General features: G+C 52.8%; 12 protein-coding genes. 5 read left to right on the top strand and 7 right to left on the bottom strand.

Annotation, left to right across the window (positions count from 1 at the left end):
* Positions 1-38: 38 nt before the first annotated feature.
* Both FOC35_RS16180 and FOC35_RS16175 read right to left on the bottom strand, forming a co-directional pair.
* The gene (locus tag FOC35_RS16180; RefSeq protein WP_172569477.1) at positions 39-443 is read right to left on the bottom strand and encodes a DoxX family protein; all 405 of its coding nucleotides are present in this window, start codon (positions 441-443) and stop codon (positions 39-41) included.
* Positions 444-485: 42 nt separating this feature from the next.
* Positions 486-1,097 carry an FMN-dependent NADH-azoreductase gene (locus FOC35_RS16175; protein WP_216845769.1) on the bottom strand — a complete coding sequence of 204 codons (612 nt, stop codon included), beginning with the start codon at positions 1,095-1,097 and terminating at the stop codon, positions 486-488.
* Between the two features lie 269 nt (positions 1,098-1,366).
* Between FOC35_RS16175 and FOC35_RS16170 the strand changes: the two genes are divergently transcribed.
* The 4 genes from FOC35_RS16170 to FOC35_RS16155 all read left to right on the top strand — a co-directional run bounded on the left by FOC35_RS16170 (position 1,367) and on the right by FOC35_RS16155 (position 8,955).
* Positions 1,367-2,293: a LysR family transcriptional regulator gene (locus FOC35_RS16170; RefSeq protein WP_172569475.1), complete on the top strand. Its 927-nt coding sequence runs from the start codon at positions 1,367-1,369 to the stop codon at positions 2,291-2,293.
* A gap of 292 nt (positions 2,294-2,585) precedes the next feature.
* Entirely contained in the window at positions 2,586-5,306 is a 2,721-nt protein-coding gene (locus FOC35_RS16165; RefSeq protein WP_172569474.1) for a hypothetical protein, read from the top strand.
* A gap of 215 nt (positions 5,307-5,521) precedes the next feature.
* Entirely contained in the window at positions 5,522-6,652 is a 1,131-nt protein-coding gene (locus tag FOC35_RS16160; RefSeq protein ID WP_172569473.1) for an ABC transporter substrate-binding protein, read from the top strand.
* Between the two features lie 167 nt (positions 6,653-6,819).
* On the top strand, positions 6,820-8,955 hold the full coding sequence (locus tag FOC35_RS16155; protein WP_172569472.1) for a TonB-dependent siderophore receptor: 2,136 nt from the start codon (positions 6,820-6,822) through the stop codon (positions 8,953-8,955).
* A gap of 72 nt (positions 8,956-9,027) precedes the next feature.
* Here FOC35_RS16155 and FOC35_RS16150 read toward each other — a convergent pair whose 3' ends face one another.
* Together FOC35_RS16150 and ascF are read right to left on the bottom strand one after the other, a co-directional pair.
* A complete protein-coding gene (locus FOC35_RS16150; RefSeq protein WP_172569471.1) occupies positions 9,028-10,458 on the bottom strand; it encodes a 6-phospho-beta-glucosidase in 1,431 nt (476 codons plus the stop codon).
* A gap of 12 nt (positions 10,459-10,470) precedes the next feature.
* Positions 10,471-11,925, bottom strand: a complete 1,455-nt coding sequence (ascF, locus tag FOC35_RS16145) for a PTS cellobiose/arbutin/salicin transporter subunit IIBC (protein ID WP_172569470.1) — start codon at positions 11,923-11,925, stop codon at positions 10,471-10,473.
* 168 nt (positions 11,926-12,093) lie between these two features.
* On the opposite strand from ascF, the gene FOC35_RS16140 reads away from it, so the two are divergent.
* The gene (locus tag FOC35_RS16140; protein WP_172569469.1) at positions 12,094-13,140 is read left to right on the top strand and encodes a LacI family DNA-binding transcriptional regulator; all 1,047 of its coding nucleotides are present in this window, start codon (positions 12,094-12,096) and stop codon (positions 13,138-13,140) included.
* Between the two features lie 54 nt (positions 13,141-13,194).
* On the opposite strand, the gene FOC35_RS16135 is transcribed toward FOC35_RS16140, so the two are convergent.
* The 3 genes from FOC35_RS16135 to FOC35_RS16125 form a co-directional block, all read right to left on the bottom strand.
* Entirely contained in the window at positions 13,195-13,608 is a 414-nt protein-coding gene (locus FOC35_RS16135; protein ID WP_172569468.1) for a heme-binding protein, read from the bottom strand.
* Between the two features lie 12 nt (positions 13,609-13,620).
* On the bottom strand, positions 13,621-14,844 hold the full coding sequence (locus tag FOC35_RS16130; RefSeq protein WP_172569467.1) for an MFS transporter: 1,224 nt from the start codon (positions 14,842-14,844) through the stop codon (positions 13,621-13,623).
* 83 nt (positions 14,845-14,927) lie between these two features.
* Positions 14,928-15,920, bottom strand: a complete 993-nt coding sequence (locus FOC35_RS16125) for an aldo/keto reductase (protein WP_172569466.1) — start codon at positions 15,918-15,920, stop codon at positions 14,928-14,930.
* Positions 15,921-15,929: the final 9 nt, after the last annotated feature.

The raw sequence follows: 15,929 nt of genomic DNA, 5'->3' as shown, positions 1-15,929 counted from the left end.
ATTGAGGCCTCTGTTGAAGAGGCCTCTGATAAAGCGAATTACCGCAGTTGACGGCGCAGGCGGCGCGTATCAAAGCTCAGTGAAGTTGCCCCCAGCGCGGAGATTTGCAGCAGCCCTGACGCGATCATCAGGTTCTTCAGGAAGTGCAGCACGGTGTTCTGGTCGGCAAAGTTGTGGTGGAAGAATAACGCCGTCGCCACGGTGAAGATTGCCAGTAACGCAGCAATCAAACGAGTGCGATAGCCCACCAGCAGCAACACGCCGCCTCCCACTTCAGCCGCCAGGGCGATAATGTACCCGAGCAACGGGAACGGCAGCCCTACCGAGGCAATATAGCCCTGCGTCGCCTCAGGCGCGGCAATCTTCCCAAGACCGCTGACGATAAAAATCGCGGCAATCACAATACGACCCACGGTCGCGAAGTTAGTAGCGTATCTGTCCATTCGGGTTTCTCGTTAAATTGATTTAAGGCGCGAGGTCAGTTATCAGGACAGCGCGGCAATCTGCTCTTTTGCCTCGGCAAGCGCCGCGTTTTTAACTTCATCACCGCGGCTTACGCCCTCGGCACGGATCACGGTCACATCGGTCAGGCCAATGAAACCAAGCACCGCTTTAAGATAGGTTTCCTGGTGTTCGAGGAATGCCACCGGGCTGTCGCCTGTGTACTGGCCGCCTCGCGAGGAAGCGATAAATACCTTCTTGCCTTTTGGCAGCAGACCTTCCGGGCCGTTAGCGCCGTACTGGAAGGTGCGGCCCGCCACACAAACGCGGTCGATCCACGCTTTCAGCTGTGAAGGAATGGAGAAGTTGTACATCGGCACGCCGAGAACAATAACGTCAGCGGCAAACAAGTCGTCGATGTAAGCGCCGCCAACGGCCAAGTCGGCACCCAGTGCGGCATCGGTTACTTCTGCGCCCTGGAAGGCGGCGATGTGTTTATCGGAAAGATGCAGCGCTGGCGCTTCCACCAGGTCACGATAGATAACTGTCGCGTTGGGATGCAGGGTTTTCTGGCGAGCAACAATCTCGGCCGACAGCTGGCGGCTGACGGAGTAACCGCCAAGGATACTGGTATCAATATGCAGAATGGTCGACATGGTTTTAGCCTCCGGGCTGGAACTCTGAGTAGTGGATGAACGGGTAAAGAGCTTTTTCAGGGCAGTGAACATAGGCGCGCTCAATTCTTTGGCATTCGCTGAACATGGCTGCCACTATGCCACCGCCTTTTTCACCCGAATAGCCGTTATATTTCGATGCAATCCATCGCCTCAGCCGATGGATGAATTTACCAATGTCCGCGATGACAAAGTCAGGCGTTAGGGCTATATTCCGCTTCTCCCCCTGCCACAGCTAACAAGGCGCAACCATGCTGGACGGTATTTCGCTCGATCAACTCAGAACTTTCATTGCCGCCGTAGATGAGGGCAGCTTTTCTGCCGCAGCCCGCAAAATGTATCGGGCGCAGTCGGTTATAAGCGATCTGATTAGAGGACTTGAGGCGCAAATTGGCGTGCAGTTGTTCGACCGCTCGGGCCGTTACCCGAAGTTAACCGCAGAAGGGACCGTGCTGCTGGCCGATGCCCGGGGCATTGTCTCACGCGTTGATTTTATGAAAGCCCGGGCGCGCGGCATGTCTTCCGGGCTGGAGTCCGAGCTTTCGGTAGTCGTGGATGTTTTCTTCCCGCTGGAAGCTATCACCTCGGCGGCAAAAGCCTTCAGAGAACAGTTCCCGGGCACGCCGCTGCGGCTGCTTGTCGAAGCCCTGGGCGGCGGCTATAAGCCGGTACTCAACGGCAGCGCGGGCATTGGTATTCTCGGCTCGCTGCCGGATATGCCCGACTCATTAACCGGCGAACGTCTGACCGGCGTTTCACTGGTGATGGTTGCCGCGCCCGAGCACCCGCTGGCGCAGATCAAAGGCATGGTGCCAAAAGCAGAACTGAGTAAACACGTTCAACTGGTGCTGACAGACCGCTCCGAGCTTTCCAAAGGAAAAGAGTTTGGCGTGATGTCGCCTTCCACCTGGCGGCTGGGCGACCTTTTAGCCAAGCATGCATTTTTGCTGGACGGCCTGGGCTGGGGCAGTATGCCGTCGCACGTGGTGCAGCGAGATATTCAGGAAGGTCGGCTGGTTGAGCTGTCTATTGAGGATGTTCCGCCGGGCGGGCTGGCGCTGCCAATGTTTGGCGTTTACCCCATCGCTTCACCTCCAGGCCCCGCAGGACGTTGGCTGATAGAGCGGCTGAAAAATTTATGCCCGGCGAAGCTGGCCGCCAGGCAGAGCAGGAGCTAGCCGCTGATAGCTATAATTTAGCCGGTAGTCAGCGGTATTATTTATATCAGAGGAGGGCGGCTTATTCTCTATATACATCGCCACAACATTTATCATTCATTTTAATAGTATTTCATTAAAGACAATAAAAAATAGCCAACATATTAGCCACTCAATATTGATTGAGATCTTATTTACTCTTAAAACTCTATGATCAAGTTCACGCGTTTATAACTCAATCATTATTTCAAAGTAATTTGCAATTACTCTCCCCTTCATTATCACTGAGGGAACAACCCCAACCGGAGGATAAATGCTAAATCTAACCCCTAATATTTACAGCGCAAACACACTTGCAAAAAGTGACTATTTAATCCGACGCCATTCCTTTTCTGTAGGCGATGCAGTTACATTCACCGACAAGATAAAAGAGATACAAAACTCATCGACAACACCGATGCACGAAAAATTAAAGGAGGGTCTAACACTTACCAGCAATAACAAATCCACTCGGCACATGGCGAGAATAAAATACAACGAAACCTTAGCTAACAATATCAGCTCAAAAAACTATGTATATTGTGGCATGGCAAAAACGCTACCCATAAATAGTTTAGGCATGTCTATTGACGATGAGGGTCACCTTGTATTAATCAAGGGAAAGCAATATGATTTATTTAAAGGCTTAGTCGTAAAAAACACTTCTGGTTATAAATACAAAACGGCGCAGCTTATAAATTATAAGTGTGACATACGTTTTAAAGAGCTTTATATAAATGATGATGGGCTATTGATCGGCGTTGACAAAAAAACTGAAAAAAGCTATTCCATTGAAATATCCGCCCCTGAAACCAACATTAACACCAGCGAACAATTTGTTAATCTCAACTTTTCAGAACTTAGAAAAAACAATAAAATTGATGAACTGGCATTTAAAACTGACGAAAACACTTCCTCTTCTTATTTTTGTAAAAATGGAAAGCTTTACCTGAAATCTATTAAGAAAGAAAACAGCATAAAGGACTACTCTTTTATGCAATATGAAATAAAAATCCCTCTTCCGTCCGGATTTAGCGTAATAAGTATAAAAAAATCCATGGGCTTCCTGCAAATAAACACCAGCAATGGGAAAAAGGGAAGAGTATTTTTCATTAACCCAAAACACATATCAAACAGGAGGCTTTCAGTAAGTAGAATAAGCCATAAACCGCCACAGAATTTCTCATCACGTTTGGGCAATGACCCACATGAAAAGTACCACGCCGGTCTCCCGTTTACTTCAGACCGCAAAGCCAACTTCAGCAGCACGACGATCCCTCTCTTTTCTTCAATCGTCGATAATTTTAGAACTCATATAAAGCGTTCCAGGTCCTGTTCTGCGGAAGGTCTAAAGAAACGAACCCTGATCCATGCAGCAAAAGCTATTGATCCGGGCGTAAGCGGCATTTGCGCTACCGTCTCGGCAAAAATCAGGGCGGCCTCCGGGCTGCAAGGAAGCAAGGTCACTCGTAAAGGTGAATTATACAACCGCAATATCAATATTTTAGGGTCACCGAATCACCCTTTATCCAGAGCGGTTGATAACGCTCTGGGTATTGAATCCAGGACGGAAACGTCAGAGTCGTTACTTCATCTGGCAAAACAAATAAAGCCCAAAGAGGCGATTCATCTGACCAGAACTGACAGAATCGCTGCATTTTTCGGTATATCCTCCGGCGGCATACCTTTCGCTCCCGGGTGGTTTGCTGGTGTGGTCGCTGAGCTATCAAACAGCCATAACTTGACGATTTCAAAAACAGACATGGGTAATATTAAGTTATCATTTAGCAACAGGCGTAAGTCTGCTGTCACTGGTCTGGCAGGGGGTGGGCAGGGCTTAGAAAAAACTATGCTTAGTGCAAGCGGTCTAGATTTCATGACGATAATGCCTTTCGAGGCCAATGCTATAATGGCGGCGAAATGTATTTCTGGAAATGATTTTTCATTTGACCTGTCGGAAGATAACTTCTATAAGTTTGCCACGCAATTTTCCAACCCGCAAAAAAAGTCAGAGATTAAGAATATAATTATTAATAAATCTGAGGCTGAAAAAATAAAGGAAAAAGAATTTGTTATTAAAATAGAAGCGAAAAGTGAACTCAGACTACAGGCAGGTGGAATGGCCAATGCCAGCACGTATATGGTTATGCCGCGTACCGCCGTTGGTGCCCGACTCGCTTTAGAGTTATTAAATATAAAGAGTAAAACATCAAAATCAGTAGTGGGTAAAGAAAATGAATTCTCGGCTAAGAAGAGCAACGTAAAGATCACAACACTCTCTCAGAATGCCAATTTGTTTGCTGAATGGAAAATCATGCCCGTTGCCATGTACGAGACAGAGAATGGAATGCACCTGTGCCAGCCATTACCCTTACTGGAGGAAAATAAGGCATTAGGTAAAGTCTACAGCAAGGATGGTCTGACTCTGATTGACACCCAACAAACCAATAATAAAAAAATGGCATTAGATAATGTTTTTCACAACACAAAAAACATTAGCAGCGTAGAAAAAACCCCAATGTTCATCACTCTTGATGGTAAGAAAAAGCTCAAGAAAGTTCTTTCTCTGAAAAAAATGGCGATGGTGGATAAAAGAATAAGTCTGGTGAATGAAACAATCGATCATTTGAGAAAAACTTTACTCTCCCAGGAGAGAGATAGCCAAAATAAGGCTTGCGTGATCAATGTTGTGTCTCACTACGAGCTTATTCCCGGCACACCCCCAGCCTTACATGATTCAATCAACGTCAAATCCCCGGAAGGAGCGATACACAGTTCTGATGGAAAAAGATCCTATCGATTAAAAAAACTAGAATTTCGCCGGGTCAGTTCGTTGCTGCTAAAAAAATCAACAATCCCTTTGCCGATTTTGAGTTTCTCCAGCACCAACGGTATAACCTATGATCAACTCCTGGGCGAGATTGACTTTCAGTACAACAACAATGGCGATATATCGCCCGCCAGCGTGAGGCGCAAACTGGCTACGCTGTACTGATAGCCAGTAAACAAAGCGCGAGTGTATAGATAAAGCTCCGGTCCGGAGGACGGCGCTTTATTGCTCACTAAGTCCGTTAATCACCAGTACTTAATCCTGAGGTTCCACACGCGGCCGCATCCTGGCGCTCAGAAAAATTCCCGCAGCCCCGTTCCAAACGGTATGAGATCGATTATCATTCCCTTTCGAAATATTCCCCGTTCTGAAGGTCACCCATGTTCACAGTGTTTACCGCCAAAGCTCGCTGGCTGCTTGCCGCCGTTACATTACTGAGCTGCGCGGCCCAGGCTGCACCGATTGTAGTTACCGACGTCGCCGGGCGCGAAGTTACCCTGCCAGGCCCGGCAAAACGCGTGATGCTGGCCGATGCCCGCGCCCTGCTGGCGTTGAATATCATCCACCCGAAAGATCCTCTCCAGGACGTTATCGCCTGGGATAACTCGCTAAAAACCAAAGCGCCGGATCTGGCGGAGGCCTACGCGAGAAAATTCCCGCAGGTCAGCAAAATCTCCATGTTTGAAAACCCCTACTACACCGACTTCAGCGTAGAAAAAGCGGTGAGCCTGCAGCCGGATTTAATCATTTTTGATATTGGCGTCCTGCCAAAACTGAAGAACAGCGGCGTGCTGGGCCAGTTGGAAAAGGTAGGCATTCCGGTACTGATTATCGATTTCCGCCAGCAGCCGCTGACCAATACCCTGCCAAGCATCGAACTGCTGGGTAAAGTGTTTGATGAGCAGAAAAACGCCGATGCTTTTATTCAGTATTACCAGCAGCGCATGAACCTGGTGCGCGAGCGCGTTGCCACTCTGAAGCCGGAGCAGCGCCCGAGCGTGTTTATTGAACGTGCGGCAGGCATTCGCGGCGACGAATGCTGCCAGACCTTCGGCAAAGGTAGCTATGGGCAGTTTATTGATACCGCCGGCGGGAATAACATCGGCAGCAAGCTGTTCCCGGAAATGAGCGGCCAGGTGAACACCGAGCAGGTTATCACCAGCAATCCGGACTTCTACCTGATGACCGGTGCCGACTGGAACCGCGGCAACCGTTCGCCTCAGGCCGTGCCGCTGGGCTACGTTGCCGATAAAGCAGTTGCAGAGCAGAAGCTCAAAGCACTGATGAACCGCACCGGAATCAACGTGCTTACGGCGGTAAAAGAGAAGCGTGTTATGGCGATTTACCACCAGTTCTACGACTCACCGCTGAACTATATCGCCGTGGAAACCATCGCCAAATTCCTGCACCCGGATTTGTTTAAAGATATCGACCCGCAGGCTGACATCGAACAGGTGCATAAACAGTTCACCGCCCTGGACTACAGCGGCGTGTTCTGGGTAACGCCTTAATCCAACCCGAGCCGGGTCTGAAATAAAGACTCGGCTTTCTTTGCTTACTTTTCGTCTTATCCCGAATTATTCCGCAACAAAACTATTTACTTGAAAATAATTATCATTAAGATTGTCATTTCCAAAAAAATAACATAACAGCAAACCCACGTTGTAAAGGAATGATGATGCGCCCCCTCTTTCGTGTCTCTCTCTTGGCCAGTGCGATAGCCTTTGCGTTACCGACGCTTGCCGCAGAACAAACTCAAACTGATAAAACCAAAACCGAGAAACCGGCTGATGACATTACCGTCGTCGGTAACTGGCTGGATAACCCGGACAACAGCACCGTACTGCTTAACCACCCGGGTGCCCGCTCGATCGTAACCGAGCAGCAGCTGCGCGAGCAGGGTTCCGAAACCGTCGCCGATGCGCTGAAGGGCATTCCTGGCGTTCAGGTTCGCGACAGCAACGGCACCGGCGGCAGCGATATTTCCCTCAACGTTGGCGTGCGCGGCCTGACTTCGCGCCTGTCTCCACGCTCCACTATTTTGATGGATGGCGTACCGTTGGCAGTAGCCCCTTACGGCCAGCCTCAGCTTTCTATGGCTCCGCTGGGCATCGGCAATATTCAGTCCGTTGACGTGGTTCGCGGCGGCGGTGCGGTGCGTTACGGGCCGCAAAACGTCGGCGGCGTGATTAACTTCGTCACCCGCGACATTCCAAAAGATTTTGGCGGCACCGTTAGCGCTCAGACCCAGGGCGCAAGCCACGGCGGCCTGAAAACGCTGACCAGCGCCTCCGTCGGCGGCACGTCCGATAACGGTCTGGGTGCCGAGCTGCTGTACTCCGGCCTGCACGGCCAGGGCTACCGCGACAGCAACGACAATACCGACATCGACGACTTTATGCTGAAGACGAAGTACGCCTTCACCGAACGCGATGAACTCCAGGCTAACTTCCACTATTACGATGCTAAAGCAGGCATGCCGGGCGGCCTGACCAGCGCGCAATATGCGGCTAATCCGTTCCAGTCCACCCGCGCGTGGGATCAGTTTGAAGGCCGCCGCAAGGATATGTCCTTCAAATATAAGCACAGCGAAGATGACAAGCAGCTCGAAGTCCTGACCTACTTCACCGACAGCTATCGCGGCAGCGATATTGCGCAAAAGGTGGGTAACAAAGGCCTGTTCCAGATGGGCTCCTTCCCGCGCCATTACACCACCTGGGCTTTCGAACCTTCTTATTCACAACTGTTCCGCTTCTGGGATATGTCTCATGAAGTCACCGTCGGTTATCGTTACCTGAACGAAACTGCGGATGAAAAAGCCTTCCGCTCGACCAGCTACAACCCGGATAAAACCTGGCAACAGCCTGATGCATCGACCTATTATCAGCACACTTACGGCGGCACGGCGGCAAACGCATTTTATATTGATGATGCCATCAACGTCGGCAACTGGACCATTACGCCGGGCATGCGCTATGAAAGCATCAAGACCCACATAAGCGACGACTTTAACAACATCAGCCGCGAGAAGAACTACAGCCAGCCGCTGCCTTCCATCAGCGTGATGTACCACCTGACGGATTCCTGGAATGTCTTCACCAACGCCAGCACCTCGTTTGGTAGCATGCAATACTTCCAGCTGACCAAAGGCGGCAACGGCAGCCAGCCTGCACCGGGCCTGACGCCGGAGAAAGCGCATACCTACGAAGTGGGTACCCGCTACGATGATACGGTAATCAAAGCCGAAGCAACCCTGTTCTACATCGACTTTGACGATCAGCTGCAATACATCAGCAATACCGTCGGCTGGACTAACCTTGGCGCAACCAAACACCAGGGGATTGAGCTGGCGCTAAACTACGATCTGAGCGAGCTGAACCGCGCGCTGGACGGCGTGAGCCTTTACACGACTTATACCTACACCAAAGCCACCAGCGACAACGGCGCCTTTGCGGATAAAGACCTGCCGTATTACTCGCGCCAGGTTTACACCGTTGGCACCCGCTATGCGACCGGAGACTGGGTGTGGAATCTGGACAGCTTTGCCCAGTCTAAGCAACGCTCTCCGGGTACCGGCGATACCTACATCACCGACGAAAGCGCGGACGGCCAGTACGGCAATATCGCGGGTTATATGGTGTGGAATATGCGCGGCGAATATGACTTCGGCCCGTCTCTGTCTCACCTGAAACTGGGCGCAGGGATTAAAAACCTGTTCGATCAGCGTTATTACACCCGCTCAAGCGACAACAACTCGGGCAAATACGTTGGTGAGCCGCGTACCTTCTTCGTACAGGGTTCTATCGCGTTCTGATAAACATCCTCACCCTCTCCCAACGGAGAGGGTTTTCCCCCCATCCGCCTGGAGGGGGGAAACAAAGGAGATTTACTCCAGATCTCCGCCGTTGCTGGCAATCACCTTCTTATACCAGTGGAATGACTTCTTCGGCGTACGCGCAAGCGTGCCTTTTCCTGCATCATCGCGGTCAACGTAGACGAAGCCGTAGCGCTTGCTCATCTCGCCGGTAGAAGCGGAAACCAGGTCAATACAGCCCCAAGAGGTATAGCCCATCACCGGGATGCCATCCTCAATTGCTTCGCCCATCGCCTTAATATGCTCACGCAGATAGCTAATGCGGTATTCGTCGTCAACTTCCCCCTTCGCATTTAGCTCGTCCTTCGCGCCCAGCCCGTTTTCCACCAGGAACAGCGGCTTCTGGTAACGGTCATACATCATATTCATGGTAATGCGCAGGCCAAGCGGGTCGATGCCCCAGCCCCATTCGCTGAAAGTAATATGCGGGTTCTTGAGCGACTTAATGATATTAGCCGGGTTAGTATTCCCCTCGTTCATGTCTGCTGAAGCACAGCGCGAGGCGTAATAGCTGAAGGAGACGAAGTCTACGGTATTTTTCAGGATCTCCGCGTCGCCCGGCTCGGTCACAATCTCAATACCTTTCTCACGGAACATGCGTCCGGCATAGGCCGGATAAGCCCCACGAGCCTGAACATCAATAAAGAACAGGTTTTCACGATCTTTTTCCAGCGCCGCCCAAACATCCTCCGGCTTGCAGCTGTATGGGTAGAAGTTGCCGCCCGCCAGCATGCAGCCGACCTGGTTTTCCGGGTTAACTTCGTGGGCGATTTTGGTCACCAGGGCGCTGGCGACCAGTTCGTGGTGCGCGGCCTGGTACATCACCTGCTCTTTGTTATCGCCTTTCTCAAACACCAGCCCGGCCCCGGAAAACGGGCTGTGGAGCATGATGTTGATTTCGTTAAAGGTCAGCCAGTATTTCACCTGGCCGTTAAAAGCCTCAAAGCAGGTGCGGGCGTAGCGGCTGAAGAAATCCACCATTTTACGGTTGCGCCATGAGCCGTATTCACGCACCAGATGCATCGGCACGTCGAAGTGACACAGGGTAACCAGCGGCTCAATATTATACTTTTTACACTCGGCAAACAGTTCGCGGTAGAACGCGATCCCTTGTTCATTTGGCGTAGCTTCATCGCCATTCGGGTAGAGGCGGCTCCACGCGATAGAGGTGCGGAACACGGTGAAACCCATTTCTGCCATCAGGGCGATGTCTTCTTTATAGCGATGGTAAAAATCAATCGCCTGGTGGCTCGGATAAAATTCATCATCGCGCAGCTCAAAGCGTTTCTCCACGCCGAGCTTTACCCCAAGGCGATTTTCACCATGAGGGATCATATCCACGGTGCTCAGCCCCTTTCCGCCTTCCTGATAAGCGCCTTCCGCCTGGTTAGCCGCTATTGCTCCGCCCCACAAAAATCCTTTTGGAAATGCTGTCTCTGCCATGTTTACCTCTGCTTAAAGTGTTTTTACTGCATTATCTGGTGCTACAAACGCCGTAGTGCTGCCCTTCTCCACCGCTTCTTCAACCGGGATATCTTCGAAGCCAAGAATAAGCGTAGTGATAAATGAGAGCACCACGGCCAGAATCATTACAGCGGCGACCCAGACAATGCTCATTGGGTTAGCCGGGTCAAAAAACTGCACGCTGGTGAATAAGCCCGGCGAGGCCATCGAATGGCTTGCCAGCCCGCCGATACCGGCAACGGCGCCGCAAATAAACCCGCTAATCAGGCAGGCAATCAACGGGCGCTTGAGCCGCACCGCCACGCCATAAAGCGCGGGTTCAGAAATACCTGCCACAATAGCCGAAGCCGCAGCGGCCAGGGCCGTCTGGCGCAGTTCAGGGTTTTTCGTTTTCCAGGCAACGGCAAGCGAAGAACCGCCCAGAGACAAGTTGGCCCCGATTTCCGACGGCATAACCATGCCCTCTTTTCCGGTTTCAGCTATGGTCTGAATAATTGTTGGAGTGAATACGCGGTGCATCCCGGTCATCACCAGCAGCGGCCAAATCGCCCCCATAATGGCAACGGACAGCCAGCCCAGATAGCCGTGAACGGTATAAACCAGCGATGAAATACCGCTGCCAATCCAGATGCCCAGCGGGCCAATTAGCAGAATTGCTATCGGAGCGGACACCAGCACGATAAGCATCGGCTTAAGGAAGTTTTTTGTTACCGCTGGCGTGATACGGTCGATGGCCCTTTCGATATAAGACAGCAGCCAGGTCATCACCAGCGCCGGAATAACGGTGTAGGTATATTTCACCGCCGTCACCGGCACGCCCATAAAATCAACATGCTGGCCCTGAGCCGCTTTTGCCATCAGGTCGATAAACGCCGGATGAACCAGCACCCCGGCAATAGCAATCGCCAGCGACATATTGGTTTTAAATTTCACCGCAGCGGAGGCCGCCACCATCACCGGCAAGAAGAAGAATGCTCCGTCGCCGATAAGATTCAGGATAATCAGCGTGGAGGAGGTTTTTTCGAACAGGCCCGCCATATCAAGGATCATCGCCAGCAGCTTAACCATCGAGCCGCCGATAATGGCCGGAATAAGCGGCGACATGGTGCCTATCAACGCATCGAGTATTCCCGCGCCAATTCGCTTTAAGGTCAGTTTATTTTTTCCGGCAGGCACTGTCGCGGGCCGCGAGCCTTCGGGCAGATGTTTCAGCACTTCGGCATAAGCCTGAGAAACGGTATTGCCGATAATAACCTGGCACTGCTGGTCGCTTTTCACCACGCCCAGCACGCCGTTAATAGATTTCAGCCTTGCGCCGTCAATAGCGGCGTCATCCCGCAATACGAAGCGCAAACGGGTCATACAGTGGGTCACCGCCACTACGTTTCCTGGCCCGCCTAAAGCCTCAACAATCTGCCGGGATACATCCACATATTTGTTCGCCATGAAGTAGGGTTCTCTTATTATGATTTCGTAGGTAACCGGTTCCACACAATCATGTTAAGTTGAAAATAAGATCACAATAATTATTTTTATATTGATCTAAATTTGTGATTCAGATCGCCAGATAACGCACACTGCTTCCGTGAGACGAAAAGTGTAAAATGGCGGAAAATGAACAAGCTACGGGAAGCCTTTATGTCAACAATGCAGGAAGTGGCGAAAAAAGCAGGCGTCTCGAAGGCAACCGTTTCGCGCGTGCTGACCGGAAAAGGCTACGTCAGTGAAGCCACTAAAACGCTGGTTTATCAGGCTATTGAGGAAACGGGTTACCGGCCAAATATCATGGCCCGTAATCTGGCAACCCGCAAATCAGGCTATATCGGCCTGGTGGTAACCAACACCCTGTATAGCGGCAATTACTTCAGCGAGCTGCTGTCGCAGGCGGCGCTTAAGCTTGAGGCCAGCGGGCGGCAGCTCATTCTGGTAGACGGAAAACACAGCGCCCGGGAAGAGCAGGAAGCGGTGCAGTTTCTGCTCGACCTTCACTGCGATGCGGTGATTATCTATCCACGCTTTTTGAGCGTGGACGAAATGGACTTGCTTATCGGGCAGCACAAGCAGCCGATAATGGTGATGAACCGCAAGCTGCGTAAGCACCAGAGTCACTGTATTTGCTGCGATCACAAAGGCTCCAGCTATAACGCCACGCGCCATTTAATTGATAACGGGCACCGTGAAATCGCTTTTATCAGCGGGGTGCTGGACTCCCCTACCGCGCGGGAGCGTCTGGCGGGTTACAAAGAGGCGCTTGAACACGCGGGTTTAACCCCGCGTGACGAACTGATCGTTGCCGGAAAATGGACGCCAGCGAGCGGCGCTGCGGGTGTTGAAAACCTGCTTGCCCGCGGGGAAAAGTTTAGCGCTCTGGTTGCCAGCAACGACGACATGGCCATTGGCGCCATCAAGCAGTTGAGCAACGCCGGGCTTAGGGTTCCCGACGATGTTTCGATTATCGGCTTTGATAACGTTCCCACAGGCGCATTTCTCAGCCCGGCGCTGTCCAGCGTGAAAGAGCCGGTAAGCGACATGATCCATGAGGTGATAAACCGCCTGACCGCGATGCTGGACGGGGGCTATTTCTCCAAAGATAACCTTTACGCTTCTGACCTTATCGTGCGGGATTCGGTGGCGAAAGGTCCGCATTTTATGGCGAAATAACCTCTCTCAGTAAAACCGGCAAAGGAGACTCACCCCACTCTTTTGCCGGTTTTTTTATGCCGGAGCGCCCATCACCGCTTCAACCGTAAGAGCGGCAATCTGCCCGTCCTGCTCTTTAGTTGCCCCGGAAATACCGAGCGCGCCAATCACTACGCCTTGAGCATTGCGCAGCGGAATGCCGCCGTCGATACCCACCAGCCCGCCGTTACTGTTTTCCAGCGAATAAGCCGGTCCGTTGGGGTGCAAATTAGCCCCAACATCGCCGCTGTTTGCCTGAAATAGCACCGCAGTTCGCGCTTTTTGCACCGCAATATCGATGGTTGCCAGGAAAGTCCCGTCCATGCGGCCAAACGCGGTCAGGTGGCCGCCAGCGTCCAGCACCACCGCCGACACGGGCGGCAAATCATGGGATTTCACCACGGTTTTAACGCCGTCGAGAAGCGCTTCTGCGAGAGTAAGAGTTAACATCACGGGGAAACCTTAATGGGTTAAAGGAGCCTGTTTTTTGGCGTCAATAACCGCCCAGGTGTGGATAATCAGGCCGAAGACCGCCAGAATCGCGCCAACCCAGCCGGTGGACTGCCAGCCAAAGCCCGCAGAGATAGTCACCCCGCCAAGCCAGGCGCCGAGCGCATTTGCAATATTGAACGCAGAATGGTTCATCGCCGCCGCCATGGTTTGCGCATCTCCCGCCACGTCCATCAGGCGAATTTGCAGCACAGAAGAGAGCGAAACCATAGTGCCGACCAGCATCACAGTTACCGCCCCAAGCCACGGATAATGCGAGGTATAGACGTAGGCGCTGAGCACCAGAATGGCCCATATCAGCAGCAGGCGAACGGTTTTCTCCAGCCCTCTGTCCGCCAGGCGGCCGCCTACGATATTACCGACGATCATCCCGAGGCCAAACATTGAGAGAATAACCGGGATCATGCCCACGGACTGATGAGCCAGCTCCAGCATGGTTGGCTTAACGTAGCTGAATACCGAGAACATACCGCCGCTGCCGATGGCCCCGATAGCCAGCGTCAACAACACCTGTTTGCGGGTAAGCGCCGTCAGTTCCCGCAGCGGACTGGCGTCTTTGTCGCCTTCACTCCACGGCACCCAGGCGCGAACCAGAATAAGCGTCAGCACCGCAAGCCCGCCGACGATGGCGAACGCGCTGCGCCAGCCAAACAGCTGCCCGATAGCGGCAACCGCGGGCACGCCCAGCAGGTTGGCAATCGTCAGGCCGAGCAACACCATCGACACCGCTTGGGCGCGTTTCGCCCGGTCAACCAGACTTGCCGCCAGCAGCGCGGCAACGCCGAAGAAGGTGCCATGCGGGAAACCGGCGAGAAAACGCGCCAGCATCATCGAGTAATAACCCGGCGCAAAGGAGCTCAGCAGGTTGCCGACGGCAAACATCGCCATCAGGACAATAAGAAAATCACGGCGCGCCATGCGTGCGCCGAGCACGGCCAGCAGAGGTGCACCAATAACCACGCCGAGCGCATAAATACTAATCAGGTGACCGGCTGACGGAATAGAAACGTGCAGCCCGTTGGCCGCATCGGGCAATAAGCCCATGATGACGAATTCGCCGGTGCCGATAGCGAAGCCGCCCATACCAAGGGCGAACAGCGCTTTCAGCAGCCCGGCACGCGACAGAGAGGATGACCCCGCTTCCGCGCTTACGGTCTGTTCATTGAGTGATGACATAGCGTTTTTTACTTATGCAGGTGAACAAAAAAATGCGCCTCAGGCAGCGGTCTGCATGAGGCGCGGGACTCTTTTACGCCAGGTTATGCGCGGTGCGGTGGTGCCATAAATTCGGCGCCAAGCGGCTCCGGGATATGCTTATTCAGGATAGCGTCGATATCGCGCATGTTGTCAGCGCTAAGCTGCCAGCCATACACTTCCTCAACACCTTCAAGCTGCTGAGGGCGGCGTGCGCCCCACAGTGCGATAGTTGGGCCGGAGTCCAGCACCCAGCGCAGCGCCAGGGCCATGACGCTTTTGCCGTAGCGCTGGTGAGCAAAGGCTTTCAGCTCTTCAACCGCAGCCAGAGACTGCCCAAAGCGCGGCGGCTGGAACTTAGGATCGAAGCTTCGCAGGTCGCCTTCGCCAAAGGTGGTTTGCGGATCCATACGCCCGGACAGCAGGCCGCGGCAGATAGCGCCGTAAGCCAACACCACCAGTTGATGATATTTCGCATAGGGCAGCAGTTCGGTTTCGGTTGCGCCACGTTCGAACAGGTTAAGCGGCGGCTGAAGCGTTGCCAGCGGGGCCACGCCGCGGAACTTATCCATCTGAGCCGGAGAATAGTTGCTGACGCCAAGCGCCAGGAACTTGCCTTCGCGGTGCAGGTCTTCAAGCGTACGGGCGGTTTCTTCTATCGCCACCAGCTTATCCGGCCAGTGAACCTGGTACAGGTCGATATAGTCGGTTTGCAGGCGGCGCAGCGAGTCTTCTATTTCCTTGCGGATGCGTTCCGGGGTGGAATTACGGGTAACGCGCCCGGCATCGTCCCAGTCCAGCGCCACTTTGGTGGCAATAATTGCCCCGTCACGACGGCCAAGCAGAGCCTTGCCCACCACCTCTTCAGAATGGCCAAAACCATAAACCGGGGCGGTATCAATCAGGTTGATGCCTCGCTCAAGCGCGGCGTGCAGTGTGGCAATCGACTCGTCGTCGTTGCTCCCGCCCCACATGCTGCCGCCAATTGCCCAGGTGCCCAGCCCGACGCGGCTGACCGGTTTAGAAATGCCTGCGATGTGAATCGTTTCGACTGCCATTATTGACTC

The organism is Cedecea sp. FDAARGOS_727, assembly GCF_012273235.1.
Lineage (GTDB): Bacteria > Pseudomonadota > Gammaproteobacteria > Enterobacterales > Enterobacteriaceae > Cedecea > Cedecea davisae.
Note: the sequence above shows the minus strand (reverse complement) of the source record. Positions and strands in the feature narration are given on the sequence as shown.